The following is a 17,731-nucleotide window of genomic DNA, read 5'->3' as shown; positions in this document are numbered from 1 at the left end:
CAGGGCTCGCAGTATCAAGCTAAGTGGTGGACACGAGGAGACAATCCTGCTGATAACTCGGCGCAGTGGGATGTGTGGACGTTGGTCGGCGCTTGTCAGTAGGTAGCAACAGGAACCTGCAGCATGTCTGGCAGTAGTATGGGTGCTGATACGAGTTAAAATGCCTCACGTTTGTGAGGCATTTTTTAGTCGCTCAGCGCTATTGCTGCAAATACTTACCGCTATTAAGCTCAATTTTTGACGCTTTCACTCGGCTATCCGCATTGAGGTAATCACTGATCGCCAGTAGATCTTGGCCTTGTGATGCACGAAGTACTGCTGACTCTCCTTGAGCGAAGACCACATCCAGTTTTAGCTCGCTAGCAACCGCCTTGGCATCTTTCGCATTATCGACGGTAATGAAAACCAGTCCAGTTGCCTTGGAGACGTTACTGAATGGGTTTTTAAACACTTCATCTCCCGCGTGTAGCTCACCCACGTTAGCAATGTCGTCGACGGATAGTTTGCGATATTGTTCGCCATTGACTTCAAGTGCATCAGAAGGGGCAAAGAGATTTGGCGTTGCTTGCTCGACCAACTGTTTTGCATTCACGCTAGAGACAGCCATCGACAGCGCAAGAGTTGAGAATGTAATTGTTTTCATGAGGTGGCTCCTTAATGACCGAAGATACGCATAGACCAGTTTTTGAGAACGCCTGGTTGTGTGTTGTTGGCCATTGGCACTTCAAAAATAGTGGAAGAGTTGAAGTAGGCTAAGTATGAGAACACTTCATCACCGTTGGTATCGATAGCGCGCAGCGTCCATTCACCTTTGGCACTTTCACCATAGAATTGGTTCGATAGCATGAGCTGGTTTTCGTAACCCGCTACGTTTGGCTCAAGCGATTGGCCAACTAGGCCATTACGAGGTGTTTGTAGCACTGAGCGAGTGCCGGAAGGGGAGATAAGCTCAATGGCTAGATCTGGTAGGCGAGTATGATCAAGTGTGAGCTTGATCTGTACCGACTCCACCGTGAGTTCATCAGAAATGCTAATAGATGACTCGCCTCCTGCCAGGCTCGCATCGGGCACCGCAACTTTGGCTGCATTGTTCATCCATGGCGTGATGACTTGTGGCGGTAGGACATTGTTGGTCATGCGAGCGCGTTTCATCGCTTCATCTAAGTTAACCGCACCAAATCCATAGAAGGCATGAAAATCAACACCAGCGGCGTTTTTCTGCCATGGGGAGATCGCTTGATAACTCACCAGTTGACCTTCGCTGTTCTCAAAATCCAGTGACACGCCGGGATCTTCAGCATCGGTGATGCTTGCAGTCTCTGCGAGCAAAGCACGGACATCGCGCGCGGTTAACGCGTGGTTGGTCGACATAATGGCTGCAATGGCACCTGAAGTATTCGGCGCCGCAGAAGAGGTACCGTTCATGGTGCTGGTGTAATTACAGTTTGGATCGAATTCAGTCCCACCATGTAGGCCATTGATACCTAAGTCACTGCTGGTGTTTTGTCCTTGCTCACAGCCCATGAGGTCGGTGGTGACCATTGCAGGGTAGTCTTGACCGTATTCGCCGGCAGGTGCTGCCACCCAGACGTTAGTACCGACCGAAGAGTAGCTCGTGCGAGTGCCATCGGCTCTTAGCGCACTGGTAACGAGGTTGTAGTAGTTGGCGTTGTCGTAAGACTGCTGTGAGTTGTGCATTGGCAGTCCTAGATTATTGCTCCGGCAAAGAAATCACCAGGTAGAACAAAGAAGCGACCTGTGTTGAAGTAGCGATAACCATTACCTGCTGATTTAACGAATATTGCCCCGCGTCCCCATGCGTTATAGTTGCTGACGTCTTCCATCACGTCCAATTCGAGTTTGAACTCAGGATCTGTGTCATCGAAAGGAATCGGTGTGGTAGGGCTAAAGCCATAGCTTTGGTTAAACACGCGAACATCGCTGGTAGACGGGTCTGCCCCGTGAGATATCAGCCAGCCCTCGACAGTTTGGCTATCAAGCCAGTTAAAGCCCACCAATGAAGAGCGAGACGCAACGCCGCGGCCGCCTTCACCATTATTGCCCACAGCGCTTATCAAACCAGCAACAGCGGTGCCGTGACCATTTTTATCAATGGGATAGTCAATTGGAAACTCGGAGTCCTCCACTAGGTTTCGGCTACCGGGAACCACGTTGGCGGCCAGATCCGGGTGATCAATTTGTACCCCAGTATCAATCACGGCGACCTTCACGCCAACACCTGCAATTCCCATCGCTTGGGTGAGCTGTGTGTTTAGGTCATTGCCAACAACACCGGGATTGGCAGCAAAGGAGGTTTGCCCAGTGTTATTTAAGTGCCATTGTTCAGAATAGAGTGGATCGTATGCGGATGCTGTAGGGGCAATGCCTACGGTGAGCATCGCCGCAAATAAACGACTAATGCGAATTTTCATTTGTGACCTCATGTCTTTATTTAGAATGTTCCTGTCTGAAACTCCTTAAAACAGGCGAGACTAAATTAACGAGGAAATAGGGCGGCGAAAACCGTTCACATTGTGTTTACAATTGTTTTTCGAGGCATCACATTGAATTTTGTTGAAATGTGATTTGTTGCATAGATGAATTGCTTGAAATCAGCAGATTAGAGAGAAGGAGTGCGATAGATGGCAAATTTAGCGGTTGGTCAAAGGGCGTAGAAGACACGCACCATTTTTTGTCATGCTGACCTACAACAGAAGATTTGCTGTAGGCCAACGCGACGTATTTTGGGGGTTAGTCAACAATGGTGACCTTGTTTATTTTGATCGTATCTAGCGGCACATCATCATGACCTTTTTTCGTGCCAGTCATGGCTTTACCAATGTTATTGACCACATCCATTCCCGCGGTTACTTTACCAAACACCGCATAGCCCCAACCGGAGTTTGTCTTACCAGTATGATCCAAGAAATCGTTATCATCTAAGTTGATAAAAAACTGCGCTGTCGCTGAGTGCGGCGCATCGGTGCGAGCAAAAGCAATGGTGCCGGTTAAGTTTTTAAGACCGCGGTTTGCTTCATTCACGATGGGGCGTGGGTCTCTTTCTCGGTCATGTCTTCGGTATGACCACCACCTTGGATCATAAAACCGTCAATAACACGATGGAAAATGGTGCCTTCATAGAAGCCCTCTTGGCAATAGCGCAGAAAGTTTTTCGAACTGACAGGCGCTTTGTCCATATTAAGTTCAATTTCAATGTCGCCATACGTTGTGCTTAGGATAATCATGTTAGTTGCCTTGGATGAGTGAATTACGCTGATTGTAGCAGTTTATGGCTGAGTAGCAGTTGGGGTCGCCACAGGGAAGGTTCGCCGGGCATTGAAACGAAAAAAAGCCGCTGAATTATCAGCGGCTTCTTAGAATGTGGCGGAGAGATAGGGATTTGAACCCTAGAACCGCTATTAACGGTTGCCGGTTTTCAAGACCGGTGCTTTCGACCACTCAGCCATCTCTCCGTGTTGATGCGCATAATAATGGGCATCTTACTGTTTGTAAACCCCTATTTTTACTGTTTGCTTTATTTATAAGCAACTGATTCAAAATAATGGTTTGGGTGTCTAAAAACTACACATTTAAGTAGTAAAAAGCCCAAGACGAGTCTTAGGGCTTGAATATGGTCGGACTGACAAGATTTGAACTTGCGACCCCCGACACCCCATGACGGTGCGCTACCAAGCTGCGCTACAGTCCGATGGGATTAATCTAAACCAGAGCGTTTTACTGGTCAAGAGCAATTAATGTGATTAACTGCTTGATTTACTGACTTTTGGCGTAGAAACGTTGCAGCTCAGTGAATCCTTGCATCAAGATGGGAAGCTTCGGATTCTTGTTATCCAGCTTATTGTAATCTTTGTCATACAGGCTGTAGTTACCAAACTTGTCGACGACCGTGGTGTCATTTGCAGTGACCAAAGCGAGCTCCCTTGTATCACCTGCGATGATCCACTTACGTTTTCTTTCATCAAACAGGTTGCGTCCGCTGCTGAAGTTTTTTGCATTGGTGGACACACCGCTGAGATCTTCCAATATGGTAGCCGCAACATCAAGATGGCTGGTCATATGTGTGTAGTCAGCAGCAAGCTTACCTGGCCAGTGAATAACCATAGGTACGCGCAGCTGATATTGGCTGTAGTTGGTATTTGACCCCCAGCTTCGAGTTTTCGTTTCGTTAAACTCAGTGCCGTGGTTTGACGTCAAAATCACGATAGTACTTTCAAGCAAGTCCTGGTCAACCAGGGTTTGCAGGATTTTTCCAAACTCAGCATCAGCAGCCGTAGCGGCAGATGAGTACGCACTTACAAAGCGCTCTTCCGCCGTTTGTGCGTCGCTTTGTGGCTGGTAGTCGCTAAAGTTATCGACAGTGGACAGCTCAATAAAGCTAAACCATGGTTTGCTTGAACCATTAATGATCGCATCGCTCCACTGCTCAATAGCTGAATTGTCAGAGATGGTTTTATCCAGTGTTTCTGACTTGGTTGCGGTCAAATCAACCATTGGGAATTTTCTAAAAATGGTCTCACTGTAGAGATCATCTTCAAAGTTATCACCACTATAAAGCTCAAATCGATAGCCTTGATTGGCGAGGACAGACATCAGTAGAGGTTCAGTGCCCTGAGACTTAATGCTGCTGGCGTAGCTGCTTGGAAGACCATATAGCAAACCGAAAGCGCCGAAGTCGTCATTACTTGAGCTGTAGTGGTTAATGAAGTTTTGATTGTTGAGCGCAAATCCGTACGAAACAGGCATGGTCTCTGGGTTGAGCATGTCACTACGTAGGTTATTGATGCTAACGATCAGTACATTCAAATTCTCAGAGCGGCGATTGAACTCAATCTCTGTTAGCGGGTAGCGAACCAGATCCGCAGCGCCTTCATTATCTTTGAGTTTCTGTAAGTACTCTTCTCTGTCTAGTAAACCATGTTTCTCCATAAATGACTTCGCTGTCATTGGGTAGGAGAGAGGGAAATTGGCTTTTTGCACGGTGACAGGGTTATAGAAAAACGCATCTGCCAGATGAAAATGAGGTGGCTAGCGATAAAGCACACGAAAAACAGCGCTGCCAGTGGGCGACCAACATGTTTGTGAGACAGCTTGCGCTGTTTACGCCATACCCATTCCGCGAGCGCAAGCTCGGCTAAGAAAATCGGTGGGAGGACAATGAAGAGGTGCTGTAAATCCGAGCTAATGGTGCTGTTTTCGTCGCTAAACAGCAGATCCCAAACTACCGGAGATAAGTGCAGATTAATGGTTTGATAGGCCTGGGTATCAATTAATAGGACAGTAAGGCCAAATGTGGCAAAACACACCGCAATTAATCGAAACAGTTTTCGCGAAGGAACAATAAAGGTCAGCGGAAACAGCACTAACAGGTAGAGGGCAAATACCAAAAAGCCAAAGTGGCCAATCCACGATGCGAACAAGTAAAACTGTCCCAGCAAGGTATCCGGCCACGGAGAAGAGGCGATATAGCGGGTACCGATGAGCATTGCCGCAATTATATTAAAGAACGCAAACCAGTGACCCCAGCCCACTAGGCGGGAGACCTTTTCCCCGTATGAGTTTTCGCTATCTACCATCTGCCGTGTAATCTATCCGTTGTAAAGATTAGTGTTGATCTTTAGTTTCTAATGATGAAATCAAAGCCTTAGAGAATTTTTCCGCAATTGCTTGGCGTTGTGAAGGCGCAACGTTTTGATTTAAGACATTGGTTGCGATATTCCCTGCAATCATCAGTGAAAGTTCAGCGCTTGCACCGTGCTTGTCTAGAACAGCGGCAACTTCGGCAAGGATGTCTTCAACTTGTTGGTCGGTATATTTAGATGTAATTGGCATAAAGACTCTGCTAATGATAATGAAAGCGGCTTATGATACCCTACTCTGCATCACAAACGAAACAGCAACCATGATAAATTCACAATGAGTTTGAACCTATCTAACGTAATTTTACACCAGTTAGCGATAAATGAGCAGGAAGAGCTCGTCGTTCAATATCGCGAAGAGATGCTGAACAACGACAATTCAACCGAAACCTTAGTGGCGGAACTGCACCGTGTCTTTAATTCGAAAGCAGGAAAAGGATTTGGTTCCTTTACCAGTGAGAGTGATTTTCAAATTTGGCTAAGCGATCTATTAAAGGGTGAAAAAGACTTCTATAGCTTCTCTCAGCAAAGTGCTGAGCGCCTTAAAACCGAGCTTGCCAAATACCCGTTTGCAGAAGCGGGCACATTGGTGATGGCTCAGTATCAGTCACTCGCAACGGATTATCTGTTTATCGGTTTGCTGCCTTCGTACAACAGTTTGCAAGTCACCGAAGGATTGAACATCGGTTCCATCGATTACCTTGATATTGCAAAAATGGATATCGCCGCGCGTATCGATTTAACCAGTTACGGCCTGGATAAAAGCTCAAACCGCTATCTGACTTATATCAAAGGTCGCGTAGGGCGCAAAGTCGCTGACTTTTTCTTAGACTTTCTTCAAGCAGAAGTGGGTCTGGACACTAAAAAGCAAAACACATTGTTGATGCAAGCAGTAGAAGATTACTGCGCCGACGCACAGCTTGATAAAGATGAAACCGTTAACTACAAAAAGCAGGTCTACGACTACTGTAGTGATCAGCTAAAAACGGGCGACGAAGTGCAAATCAAAGAGCTTTCTGGTGAGCTTCCTAGTAATGAAGGCTCGAGCTTTTTAGATTACACTCAAGAACAAGGCTATGAATTGGAAGAGAGTTTTCCAGCCGATCGCTCGACGGTACGTAAGCTCACAAAGTTTGTCGGTGCGGGTGGCGGATTGAATCTGAGTTTTGATAGCCTGCTTCTAGGTGAGCGCGTGTTTTACGATCCAGATACCGATACTCTTACTATCAAAGGCACACCGCCGAATTTAAGAGATCAACTGACTCGAAATCGTTAAGCAGATAAAAGCGCTACTTGGTAGCGCTTTTTTGCATGCTCAAGAAAGGTCAGGGATAAGCCTTATTGTTGTTGAGAGGGAACGACGGTTGAATGTATTAAAACGTCTTAATGGCTTTGCCGTAACCATAGTGCTGTTATGGTCTATTGCCGTGGCTATAGTGGTGTATATCTCGTCGCAAGAAGAGAAAATTACCCACCTCATTGATGAAATTTCATTTAGCATCGACAAACTAAGGCAAACCCTGTTCTTAGCACAGCCTTATCGCTCACGTTTTTCTGAGCAACTTGAGCTTGAAATACAGCTTATACATGCCCAAACCGTGCAGCTCAAATCATTGACTCAATCGGATTTGCTCTCGGATGTTTCTCATACCGTCTATCTACTTGAACGATTTGTGGAGCAGGCTCAGCTCCTCGCACAAGATGAAGCGCGCATGGATACCTTTATTGCTAGCATTAATGCCAAACCAACACGGCTGAGCTCAGAAGCAGTCTCGCTGAGTGACCGACTCTCTGCGGTGGTACTGGATACTTTATTTAATGACACGGTTGAACCGCGTCAAGTGTATTTGAAGCTTGAAGACATTCAGCGCGAGGCCTATGGGCTCTCTGGCGGAGACCGTGTGCACGTTTTGGAACTCAACTCGCAAGCATCGGTGCTGCTATCACAAGCAGCGAATACTGAGTTTTTGGTTGAACGTGTGGTGAACCATCCCGTTATGACAGAACTGTCGCTGCGCGAAATGCAATCTGAGCGCGCAGTGAATAGACAAGTATTGATAGTCGTATTAGCCAGCCTTGTTGCGATTGTGTGTCTACTGCTGTGCAGTGTCAGAAAACAGCCTGAATCACTATTGACGAGTGGTCATGATGACTTAAAGGCGTATGAACCCGATTCGGTGACTCGTGAGCCACAGTTGAATAAGGCCAATGAACCACAAAAGGTAAAAACCGAAAATCGTACACCACTTGATGACGAGCCTCCGTCTTCTTTAGAGGTAGAGTCGCTGAACGAAGCAGAGCGAGTCGAGCTCGAAGTCGTGGGTGATGAGGTAGTCTCGGAGTCTGAAGAGATGGATGAGGAAGGCGCGCCAATCCAGTTTTCTGAAATGCTCAATACGTTGGATGGAGACAAAGAGTCGATGCTACTACTGCTCGGCGTGTTTGTTTCCGAGCACAGTCAAGATGCCGATAAGTTGCGCAACCTTGCTGAAAGCGATATTGACCAAGCGACCCGTGTCGCCCATACCCTAAAAGGGGTGTCTGGTAGCATCTTTGCCGAGCAGCTTCGTCAAACGGCCATTACCGCTGAGTTGCAACTAAAACAGACCCAAGCCATAGACTCTGAAGCGATAGATAAACTCGAGCAGCGCCTTAAACAAGCGATTGTGTCGGCTGAGGACTACATCTCCAACCAAAGCCAACAATAACGTCTAGTAAATCGCGAAATTTAGGCTATAAATATCAATAGTTAACGTGAATTTTACTTGGGCGATTTATAGTGGCGGTAATATATAGTTTAGTGGCTTCACCGTACTGTTGAAGTCACTAAACACTCGCTACTTTTCGACGTTGAGGCTTACGATGAAACCAATGCACCGCTTGCGCTGCGCACTTCTAATGCTGTTTATCTCTCTAATTTCTGGCTGTTCATTGCTAGAAATTCAGCTCGATAGCCAAACCACGCCACTGACGAAGCAAGAGCTCAATATGCGCTTAATGACGCGTGAGTTTAGTCGTGAGTTCTTTACTCAAGTCGAAGCAACCTCCGACTCTTTAGCCGCCAAGTATGATGAAACTGACATAGTGAATCAATCTCATATTTTACTCTGGAAGATCCATGCTGAAGAAGGGTTAGGGCAATCCGCTTATCAAGTGTCTCCAACGGCTGGTCTCATAGATACCTGGGTATTTACGGTGCAAATGGAGCAGTTTTTTATAAACGGCAATGGTAAAACACTGTTTGTCACTGAAGAGGCGGCTCAAACGGCGACTAAGCTGAGGCAAGAAATCGATCAGTTGGCAAAGTCGTTGTTTAAATCGGATAGCTATGGCTCAACCAAGGCCTTTGTTGACCAGTTTGCGGCGCTACATCCGTTTGAAAACTTAAGCTTTGCCCGAGTGCCGGCTTATCGAGAATGGTTGAAATCCGAGGGTATCGATGAAAGTGAAGTGACGACAACGCTTGGTACCATGCCAGAGGCGCTTTCCGATGTGTCTGATAGATTGTCGTTAATGTCGGAGCAAACACCTAAGCTGATGACGTGGAAAGCCCAGCTGATTGCGCTCAATAGTAATGTGAGTGGTGATGATATTCGCGGCGCGATTAAGAGCTTCCAAATCAGTGCCGATGCGTTTAAAGACTTTGTTGAAAACAACCCTGAATATATGCGCGATTTAGCTCAAAAAATGGCGATTGAACTTCAGCCGCTACTTAACGATTTAGATGTTAAGACCCAAGATAAGCTCACTCAACTTAGTGCAGAGCGTCAGGCACTCGATGACATGGTGGCGCGCGAACGCGAAGAGCTTATTAAGATGATTGAACGTGAGCGCAAGGAGATTGCCGTCATCGTCAATAGCGAGCGAGAGTTGTTAGCTCAAGATCTCGACAAAATTTCTCAGGATGTCGTAACTCTTGCCGTCGAAAAGCTAATTCAGTTGATTAAGAGCACCATTGTTTACTTTATTTTGTTCATTTTAGTGATCTTCTTTGCTCCCCTAGGGCTTGGCTATGCGCTAGGTAAAAGGGCTCAACTGAGAAAAGAAACCAAAACAGCAAACTAGTGGTGAAAAAGGCTCTGAAAAGAGTCTTTTTACTATGTATCAAACGATTATGGGCGGCTAACTGGTTGGGTTTGTGAAAAAAGTTGCTTTAATTTGTGAATTAGCTCTTGTGTTATGGCTCGGAAAATTTTATAGATGGGGGAGCCTTAATTTCAATTCACACGGAGAGTAATTCAATGAGAGTAGGTTTAGTCGGTTGGCGTGGCATGGTGGTTCGGTACTTATGCAGCGCATGGTCGAAGAAAAAGACTTTGATGTCATCGAGCCCGTATTCTACAGCACATCTCAAATTGGCATCCCTGCACCAAACTTTGGTAAAGATGCCGGCCTTCTACAAGACGCTTTTGATATTGAAAGCCTAAAACAACTGGACGCAGTGATCACCTGTCAAGGTGGCAGCTACACTGAGAAAGTCTACCCAGCGCTTCGTCAAGCGGGTTGGAAAGGGTACTGGATTGATGCTGCTTCTACTCTCCGTATGGACAAAGATTCAATCATTACCCTAGACCCAGTGAACCTTGGTCAAATCCAAGACGGTCTAATCAAGGGCACGAACACCTTTGTTGGCGGTAACTGTACCGTTAGCTTGATGCTTCTTGGTCTTGGCGGCTTGTACGAGAAAGGCATGGTTGAGTGGATGAGTGCGATGACTTACCAAGCAGCGTCGGGCGCTGGTGCTAAGAATATGCGTGAGCTTATCTCTCAAATGGGTGTGGTGAACGACTGTGTGACGTCTGAACTGGCCAACCCAGCAAGCTCTATTCTCGATATTGACCGTAAAGTGGCTGAAACTATCCGTTCTTCTTCGTTCCCAACGGATCAATTTGGTGTACCACTAGCAGGTTCACTGATCCCATGGATCGATGTGAAGCGTGAAAATGGCCAGAGCAAAGAAGAGTGGAAAGCCGGTGTTGAAGCGAACAAGATCCTAGGCTTGCAAGACAGCCCAATCGCGATTGATGGCACTTGTGTACGTATCGGTGCGATGCGCTGTCACGCACAGGCGCTGACTATCAAGCTTAAGCAAGATGTACCGATGGATGAAATCGAAGAAATCATCGCAACGCACAACGATTGGGTGAAAGTGATTCCAAACGATCGCGACATCACCGCACAAGAGCTGACGCCAGCGAAAGTGACAGGCACCATGTCTATCCCTGTGGGTCGTCTAAGAAAAATGGCGATGGGTAACGACTTCCTTAACGCTTTCACTGTGGGTGATCAGCTATTATGGGGCGCGGCAGAGCCACTGCGTCGTACACTGCGTATTATCTTGGCTGAGAAGGCTGGTTAAGTTCTCGCTCCTCATTGTTAATGTGAAGAAAGCGTCATTGAAAAGCCCTCGGAAGAGGGCTTTTCTGTCTTTGCTATTTCATCTCTTCCGAATCGACGTCAACAATTCTTTTGTCTGGTGTCGCCAATTCACTACCGCAATGCTTGCAATGCAGCGCATCACTTTCATGACCTGATTTTGAGCAGTTTGGGCATTTCACCAAGTTCCTATGGGTTTTCATTTCTTGATTGAGTTCAGCGGTGATTATCCCGGTGGGAACAGCAAGGATGGAGTAGCCAAGTAACATAGTGAGCGATGCCAAACCTTTACCAAGCGGCGTACTTGGCACGAGATCGCCATACCCAACGGTAGTAATAGTCACAATCGCCCAATAGATGCTTTGTGGGATGCTGGTAAACCCGTTCTCGGGACCTTCTATTACGTAGATGAGTGAACCAAAAATGGTCACCAATATGGCGACGGTGCTGAAGAAAACAAAGATTTTACGGCGTGACATCAACAGCGAACGCAGCAGAACATTCGAGTCTTGCAAATAGCGAACTAGCTTCAGGATACGGAATATTCGCATCACACGAAGCAATCTAATGACACCCATAAAGGTAGCCGAAGGGAAAAGAAGAGCCAAATAGGTCGGTAAAATCGAGAGCAAGTCTACAACGCCGTAGAAGCTAGTAGCATAGGCCCTGGGTTTTGGTGAACAGTACAGGCGCACTAAATACTCAATAGTGAAGAGCGCTGTAAAGAAATACTCGAGCATCACAAAGGTGTGATTCCACTCGGCAGAAAATCCTTCGATTGAGTGCAACACCAGTACAGCGAGTGACATCAAAATAGCAATGATAAGAGTAATATCAAAAATTCGACCCGCACGGGTGTGATGACCAAAGATAATGATGTAAAGCTTGTGCTTTAAGCGGTTGTTTTCCATAGCAAGAGTCTATAAGCCGTCAATATGGCTAGTATATACCCAAGAATCGCCAAGGGGCAGTTTTACGCTTTATAAGAGGAACTCAAGCACTTTAGTGGCAAAGTGCTTGAGTGAAGATAATCAAAGAATGAGAGAGTCGCAGGGCTGGTTATGCAAGGCCAGGGAATAGGGCTTTTAACCCGTTGGCCATAAATTCAATACCCAGCGCACCTAGGATCAGACCCATGATACGTGTGATCACGTTGATGCCTGTTTGTCCCAAGAAGCGAACGATAAGCGGCGCCGAGCGATACAATAACCAAGAGCAGAGCGCAAACACTACCACACTAACAATGATACCAACCGTTTCCACCATCCCAGGATAACGAGCACCATAAACAATGGTCGAACTGATTGCACCAGGGCCTGCCATCAAAGGCATGGCTAGGGGCACAACACCAATCTGCTCTTTACTGACGTACTCGGACTTCTCTTGTTTGTTCTGTTTATCTTCACCGAGTTTACCCGACATCATCGAAAAGGCGATGCTAAGAAGCAGCAAGCCGCCCGCAACACGGAACGAATCGAGAGAAATACTGAACATATCCAAAAGTATCTGACCTGCCAGCAGTGAGGTGATCAGAATAACGGCAACGGCAATATTGGCTGTCGCAGCCGTTTTGTTCTTGTCTTCTGGAGACATGTGGCTGGTTAAAGACACAAAAATTGGCATGATCCCAACAGGGTTTACCGCAGCGACCAAACCTAAGAAAAACTGCAAATAGATTGCAAATTCGATGCTACTCATAGACGAATCTCGATGATAGAAAAGGGACACAATGCAAGGCATTTATGCCCGGGTAAAAAGTGCGGCTAATGTACGACATTGTGGGCAGAGAATCGACTAAAACTTGATGACTATTTTTAACGTATAACGTCAGTGAATCAGCCGTTCGACGTGATGTGAAGATATGAATGGAATGTGAAGGAAAAGTTCGTGCCACAGCGTGGGTAACATACCTTTTTGTTGCTAAAGTGTTGGGCATGTCTAATTTTGATTATTTTTGTGTCATGGGTTGAAAGAAACTAATGTCATCTACATATACTTAGTAGCACGAGAGCGACGTTTTACTTGTTTTTCTGGTACAAAAGTGAAACTTTTTTACACAACTGCATGGGAATATGAAAAAAAAATACTGATCGGTGTTTTTTTGACCTCGGTATTTTACTCGGGTAACACTTTTAAAAACAATAGCTTACGTCGCGCAACCCTTTGGGGTTACTACTATGTAGGTAAATTACTTTTCAGAACTGATCTGAGTCAATTTTTTTCAAAGCGTGAAAGATTATACTCAGCTCTGAAAGCAGTTTACTAAGTAGAGTTGTTCTGTAGTTAAGAGATTCATTAGCAGAAGTAGCTAACTTACTAAAAAGTTTTTAGTTTTTTTATTTTAGGAGATTCATTATGCCTGTAACAAATATGGCTGAACTAGATGCAATGGTTGCACGCGTTAAAGCGGCGCAAGCGGAATTTGCAACTTACTCTCAAGAGCAAGTAGACAAGATCTTCCGTGCAGCTTCTCTAGCAGCTAACCAAGCTCGTATTCCTCTTGCACAGCAAGCAGTTGAAGAGTCTGGTATGGGTATCGTTGAAGACAAAGTTATCAAGAACCACTTTGCGTCTGAGTTCATTTACAACAAATACAAAGACGAGCAAACTTGTGGCATTCTTGAAGAAGACGACAACTAGGCACTATGACTATCGCTGAGCCTGTAGGCATCATCTGCGGTATCGTACCAACCACTAACCCAACTTCTACTGCAATCTTCAAATCTCTAATCTCTTTGAAGACTCGTAACGGTATCATCTTCTCGCCACACCCACGTGCGAAGAACTCTACTAACGACGCAGCGAAACTAGTACTAGACGCAGCAGTAGCAGCGGGTGCTCCAAAAGACATCATCGGTTGGATCGACCAACCATCTGTAGAGCTTTCTAACGCTCTTATGAAGCACGATGACATCGCGCTTATCCTTGCAACTGGTGGTCCAGGCATGGTTAAAGCAGCTTACTCTTCTGGTAAGCCAGCAATCGGTGTAGGTGCAGGTAACGTTCCAGTAGTTATCGACGAAACTGCTGACATCAAACGTGCAGTAGCTTCTATCCTTATGTCTAAAACGTTCGATAACGGCGTAGTGTGTGCTTCTGAGCAGGCTGCGATCGTTGTTGACTCTGTATACGACGAAGTTAAAGAGCGTTTCGCTTCTCACAAAGCATACGTACTAAACAAAGCTGAAGCTGAGAAAAGTACGTAAAGTTCTTCTAATCGACGGCAACCTAAACGCTAAGATCGTAGGTCAACCAGCTCCAGCAATCGCTGAGATGGCAGGCGTTAAAGTTCCAGCTGACACTAAAGTTTTAGTTGGTGAAGGTCTAGGTAAAGTTTCTTACGACGACGCATTTGCTCACGAGAAACTATCTCCAACTCTAGGTCTATTCCGCGCTGACGATTTCGAAGACGCAGTTGCTCAAGCAGTAACTATGGTTGAAATCGGTGGTATCGGTCACACATCTGGTCTGTACACAAACCAAGACGTTAACGCTGACCGCATCCGTTACTTCGGTGACAAGATGAAGACTGCACGTATCCTTGTAAACATCCCAACTACTCACGGTGGTATCGGTGACCTTTACAACTTCAACGTTGCGCCTTCTCTAACTCTAGGTTGTGGTTCTTGGGGTGGTAACTCTATCTCTGAGAACGTAGGTCCTAAGCACCTAATCAACAAGAAAACTGTAGCGAAGCGAGCTGAAAACATGTTGTGGCACAAACTACCTAAGTCTATCTACTTCCGTCGTGGTAGCCTTCCAATCGCAATGAGCGACCTAGAAGGTAAGAAACGCGCATTCCTAGTAACTGACCGTTTCCTATTCAACAACGGTTACAGTGATGAAGTAGTGAAGCTACTTAAAGCTCAAGGCATGGAAGTTCAAACTTTCTTCGACGTAGAAGCGGATCCAACGCTATCTGTTGTTAAGAAAGGTGCAGAAGCAATGCAAAGCTTCCAACCAGACGTAATCATCGCTCTAGGTGGTGGTTCTCCGATGGATGCTGCGAAGATCATGTGGGTAATGTACGAGCACCCAGAAACTCACTTCGAAGAGCTTGCAATGCGCTTTATGGACATCCGTAAACGTATCTACAAGTTCCCTAAAATGGGTCAAAAAGCTGAGCTTGTATGTATCACTACAACATCTGGTACGGGTTCTGAAGTTACTCCATTCGCCGTTGTTACAGACGACGAGACTGGTGCTAAGTACCCACTAGCTGACTACGAACTAACGCCTAACATGGCTATCGTGGACGCGAACCTTGTTATGAACATGCCTAAGTCTCTAACAGCATTCGGTGGTTACGATGCAGTCACTCACGCTCTAGAAGCTTACGTATCAGTTCTAGCGAACGAATACTCTGACGGTCAGGCTCTACAAGCACTTAAGATGCTTAAAGAGTACCTACCTTCAAGCTACGCGAACGGTGCAAACGACCCAATCGCTCGTGAAAAAGTACACAACGCGGCAACTATCGCTGGTGTAGCATTTGCGAACGCATTCCTAGGTGTTTGTCACTCAATGGCGCACAAGATTGGTGCTGAGTTCCACCTACCACACGGTCTGGCGAACGCACTACTAATCTCTAACGTTGTTCGTTACAACGCGAACGACAACCCAACTAAGCAAACTGCGTTCTCTCAATACGACCGCCCACAAGCACGTCGTCGTTACGCTGAAGTCGCTGACCACCTAGGCCTAAGCCAAGCTGGTGACCGTACTGCTCAGAAGATTGAACGTCTACTAGCATGGTTGGAAGAGCTTAAGAAAGACCTAGACATCCCAACTTCTATCCAAGCTGCAGGTGTTGCTGAGTCTGACTTCCTAGCTAAGCTTGATGAGCTAGCGGTTGAAGCGTTCGATGACCAATGTACTGGTGCGAACCCACGTTACCCACTAATCTCTGAGCTTAAAGAAGTTCTGAAAGCGGCTTACTACGGTAACGCATTCGTTGAAGGCGAAACTTTCGAAGGTACAACTGTTATCAAGAAGAAAGCAGACCAAGAAGCGAAGCCAGCTGCTAAAGCTAAAAAAGAGAAAGCTGAAGCTTAATTCAGTAGTAGATTTTCGCTAGCACGAAATTTACGGGAAAAATGACAAAGCCCCTTCAGAAATGAAGGGGCTTTTTACGTTCAAGAAGGAGGTCATGGCGCTTACGTATTAGCTTATCCTAGTTTGCCTAAGCCTCTGCACTTACAACACGGCCGCTAAAGTAGTCGTTACTAACGATGTATTCTGTCGTCCGTGTTAATTCATCTTGAATCTGAGACCAGTTGCCGTTGGCATGATGGCTATGGCTGCTCACCGGTATCACCCCGCCCACTCGAATGTTGTGCTGCTTTAGCTCTTTCGCCCAGCTCTTAGTAAATCCCGTCACCATAGACGTGGTGTTGTCTAAATCACTGTAATACTGATCGGGCTCTTGGGCGACCACGTTGACAATCACGCCTGATTGGCTCTGTGACATTCGCTCTGCAGCGACTTGGCCGAATAAGAATAGATTGGATGCCAGTAAGGAAAACTGGGTAATGAATTTACCGCCAGAGTGCCCCCAGTGAGGGTTTGCTTCGGTAAGGAAGTCCAATGGTTGACTAGAACGTTTGGGGCTCGGCCTAGTTTGGACTCGATAGAAGAAAACAAAGTCTCGACGGTTTTGAGTGATAGGTCACTCACGTGCGCCTTTTCTACGTGCTCAGTGACCTCTAGACAGCGTCGATAGGCTGAGGTCAAAGTGCTTTCATTGACATCGCATAAAACGACATAGGCACCGAGCCTAGCGAAATGCAGAGCAATCATCGCACCTAAACTGGTACCAGCAGATGTCACCAACACGACTGAATTTTTAATGATCATGTTTATCCCCAAAAAGTGGGCTACGGATTACGTATACCATTCCCTAGGTAATAACTTGGTAGAAAAACTGTGATTCAAATGTGAATAACTTCAAGTTTTTGTGTATAGAAATCAGAAAGGGTTGGTAACTTTGGATTGAATCACACTCTGTACCGAAAGAGTGGTCAGCGTTACATTACAAAGCGTCAAAAGTTGGGATAGATCTTAGAGTTTGTACTCTGGTAGTAGGAATTAAAGCTGAATTGATAAGGCGTCTTTTCGACTGGCTGTGGTCAATTGGTTGTAAAGCACATCAACGGACGGCTTTGGCAGTGATTTCTGACCAAGCTGACGCCGTGTATGACCTGATAGGTTGTGATAGACCTCTTCCGCAAGACCATGAGTATCGGTTGGGCTGTAGTTTAAAGGCTCTGGCGTGCTGTAGTGCTGAAGCTTAGCGCTCGATAAGCCGCCGTCATGGAACTGTTTGGCAATAGACGCTGAGACGGCGTAGTCATCAAGTTCGCCCTGTAGCTTTTGAGCGGTCGGTACGTCAAAGCGCTTTCTTAGCAGCGCTTCATCTGTAACTTTAGTATCAACATCTTCTGTTACCGTCGTTTCACGCGAGTCCGGTGAAAACATAGAGAGCATTAAAGCAAAGTCGGCGCGTCTGCCTTGTTCTACGGCGCGATTCAGCGACGTACCACATTGCAGTTCGTTGATTAAATTTGCTTTGTCTAAATGATGAATTTGCATAAAGCCCTCTCGTTACAAAGACTTTATCGGCAAAAGGGCAGGGAGCTTTAGCCTAGAAACAAAAAAGACCTGTCGAGACAGGTCTTTACACGAAACTTGGGAAGAGC

10 protein-coding genes, 2 tRNA genes and 5 pseudogenes are annotated in these 17,731 nt (G+C 46.2%); 5 read left to right on the top strand and 12 right to left on the bottom strand.

Annotated elements, in window-relative coordinates; genetic code table 11:
• Positions 1–199: 199 nt before the first annotated feature.
• The 7 genes and pseudogenes from TZ48_RS17265 to TZ48_RS17235 all read right to left on the bottom strand — a co-directional run bounded on the left by TZ48_RS17265 (position 200) and on the right by TZ48_RS17235 (position 5,850).
• A complete protein-coding gene (locus TZ48_RS17265; RefSeq protein ID WP_112480070.1) occupies positions 200–643 on the bottom strand; it encodes a hypothetical protein in 444 nt (147 codons plus the stop codon).
• An 11-nt stretch (positions 644–654) separates the two neighbouring features.
• A pseudogene (locus TZ48_RS17260) lies at positions 655–2,432 on the bottom strand (S8 family peptidase).
• A 319-nt stretch (positions 2,433–2,751) separates the two neighbouring features.
• A pseudogene (locus TZ48_RS17255) lies at positions 2,752–3,245 on the bottom strand (peptidylprolyl isomerase).
• A gap of 137 nt (positions 3,246–3,382) precedes the next feature.
• Positions 3,383–3,473: transfer RNA gene (locus TZ48_RS17250), tRNA-Ser, on the bottom strand.
• 159 nt (positions 3,474–3,632) lie between these two features.
• Positions 3,633–3,709, bottom strand: a tRNA-Pro gene (locus tag TZ48_RS17245).
• Between the two features lie 65 nt (positions 3,710–3,774).
• Positions 3,775–5,594: pseudogene (locus tag TZ48_RS17240) on the bottom strand (DUF3413 domain-containing protein).
• 28 nt (positions 5,595–5,622) lie between these two features.
• The gene (locus TZ48_RS17235; RefSeq protein ID WP_042474173.1) at positions 5,623–5,850 is read right to left on the bottom strand and encodes a YejL family protein; all 228 of its coding nucleotides are present in this window, start codon (positions 5,848–5,850) and stop codon (positions 5,623–5,625) included.
• A gap of 84 nt (positions 5,851–5,934) precedes the next feature.
• On the opposite strand from TZ48_RS17235, the gene yejK reads away from it, so the two are divergent.
• The 4 genes and pseudogenes from yejK to asd all read left to right on the top strand — a co-directional run bounded on the left by yejK (position 5,935) and on the right by asd (position 11,016).
• Positions 5,935–6,933 (top strand): nucleoid-associated protein YejK, encoded by a 999-nt coding sequence (yejK, locus tag TZ48_RS17230; protein WP_112480069.1) that lies wholly within the window; start codon positions 5,935–5,937, stop codon positions 6,931–6,933.
• An 88-nt stretch (positions 6,934–7,021) separates the two neighbouring features.
• Positions 7,022–8,365, top strand: a complete 1,344-nt coding sequence (locus TZ48_RS17225; RefSeq protein WP_112480068.1) for an Hpt domain-containing protein — start codon at positions 7,022–7,024, stop codon at positions 8,363–8,365.
• 163 nt (positions 8,366–8,528) lie between these two features.
• Positions 8,529–9,722, top strand: coding sequence for a GAT domain-containing protein (locus TZ48_RS17220; RefSeq protein ID WP_112480073.1), 1,194 nt, complete (start codon positions 8,529–8,531; stop codon positions 9,720–9,722).
• 176 nt (positions 9,723–9,898) lie between these two features.
• Positions 9,899–11,016, top strand: a pseudogene (gene asd, locus TZ48_RS17215) (aspartate-semialdehyde dehydrogenase).
• 73 nt (positions 11,017–11,089) lie between these two features.
• Here the strand turns inward: asd and TZ48_RS17210 are convergent.
• Both TZ48_RS17210 and TZ48_RS17205 read right to left on the bottom strand, forming a co-directional pair.
• Positions 11,090–11,944, bottom strand: coding sequence for an ion transporter (locus TZ48_RS17210; protein WP_112480067.1), 855 nt, complete (start codon positions 11,942–11,944; stop codon positions 11,090–11,092).
• Between the two features lie 148 nt (positions 11,945–12,092).
• On the bottom strand, positions 12,093–12,731 hold the full coding sequence (locus TZ48_RS17205; protein WP_112480066.1) for a YchE family NAAT transporter: 639 nt from the start codon (positions 12,729–12,731) through the stop codon (positions 12,093–12,095).
• A 657-nt stretch (positions 12,732–13,388) separates the two neighbouring features.
• On the opposite strand from TZ48_RS17205, the pseudogene adhE reads away from it, so the two are divergent.
• Positions 13,389–16,088: pseudogene (gene adhE, locus TZ48_RS17195) on the top strand (bifunctional acetaldehyde-CoA/alcohol dehydrogenase).
• A gap of 127 nt (positions 16,089–16,215) precedes the next feature.
• Here the strand turns inward: adhE and TZ48_RS25335 are convergent.
• The 3 genes from TZ48_RS25335 to TZ48_RS17185 all read right to left on the bottom strand — a co-directional run bounded on the left by TZ48_RS25335 (position 16,216) and on the right by TZ48_RS17185 (position 17,624).
• The gene (locus TZ48_RS25335) at positions 16,216–16,503 is read right to left on the bottom strand and encodes a Rossmann-fold NAD(P)-binding domain-containing protein (protein ID WP_239670939.1); all 288 of its coding nucleotides are present in this window, start codon (positions 16,501–16,503) and stop codon (positions 16,216–16,218) included.
• Positions 16,479–16,889: an SDR family NAD(P)-dependent oxidoreductase gene (locus TZ48_RS25330; RefSeq protein ID WP_239670938.1), complete on the bottom strand. Its 411-nt coding sequence runs from the start codon at positions 16,887–16,889 to the stop codon at positions 16,479–16,481. Before TZ48_RS25330 ends, TZ48_RS25335 begins: the two co-directional genes overlap by 25 nt.
• 231 nt (positions 16,890–17,120) lie before the next feature.
• On the bottom strand, positions 17,121–17,624 hold the full coding sequence (locus TZ48_RS17185) for a VC2046/SO_2500 family protein (protein WP_112480064.1): 504 nt from the start codon (positions 17,622–17,624) through the stop codon (positions 17,121–17,123).
• Positions 17,625–17,731 lie beyond the last annotated feature (107 nt).

The organism is Vibrio variabilis (assembly GCF_003263785.1).
GTDB classification, from domain to species: domain Bacteria; phylum Pseudomonadota; class Gammaproteobacteria; order Enterobacterales; family Vibrionaceae; genus Vibrio; species Vibrio variabilis.
This window is presented reverse-complemented; position numbering and strand designations above follow the sequence as displayed.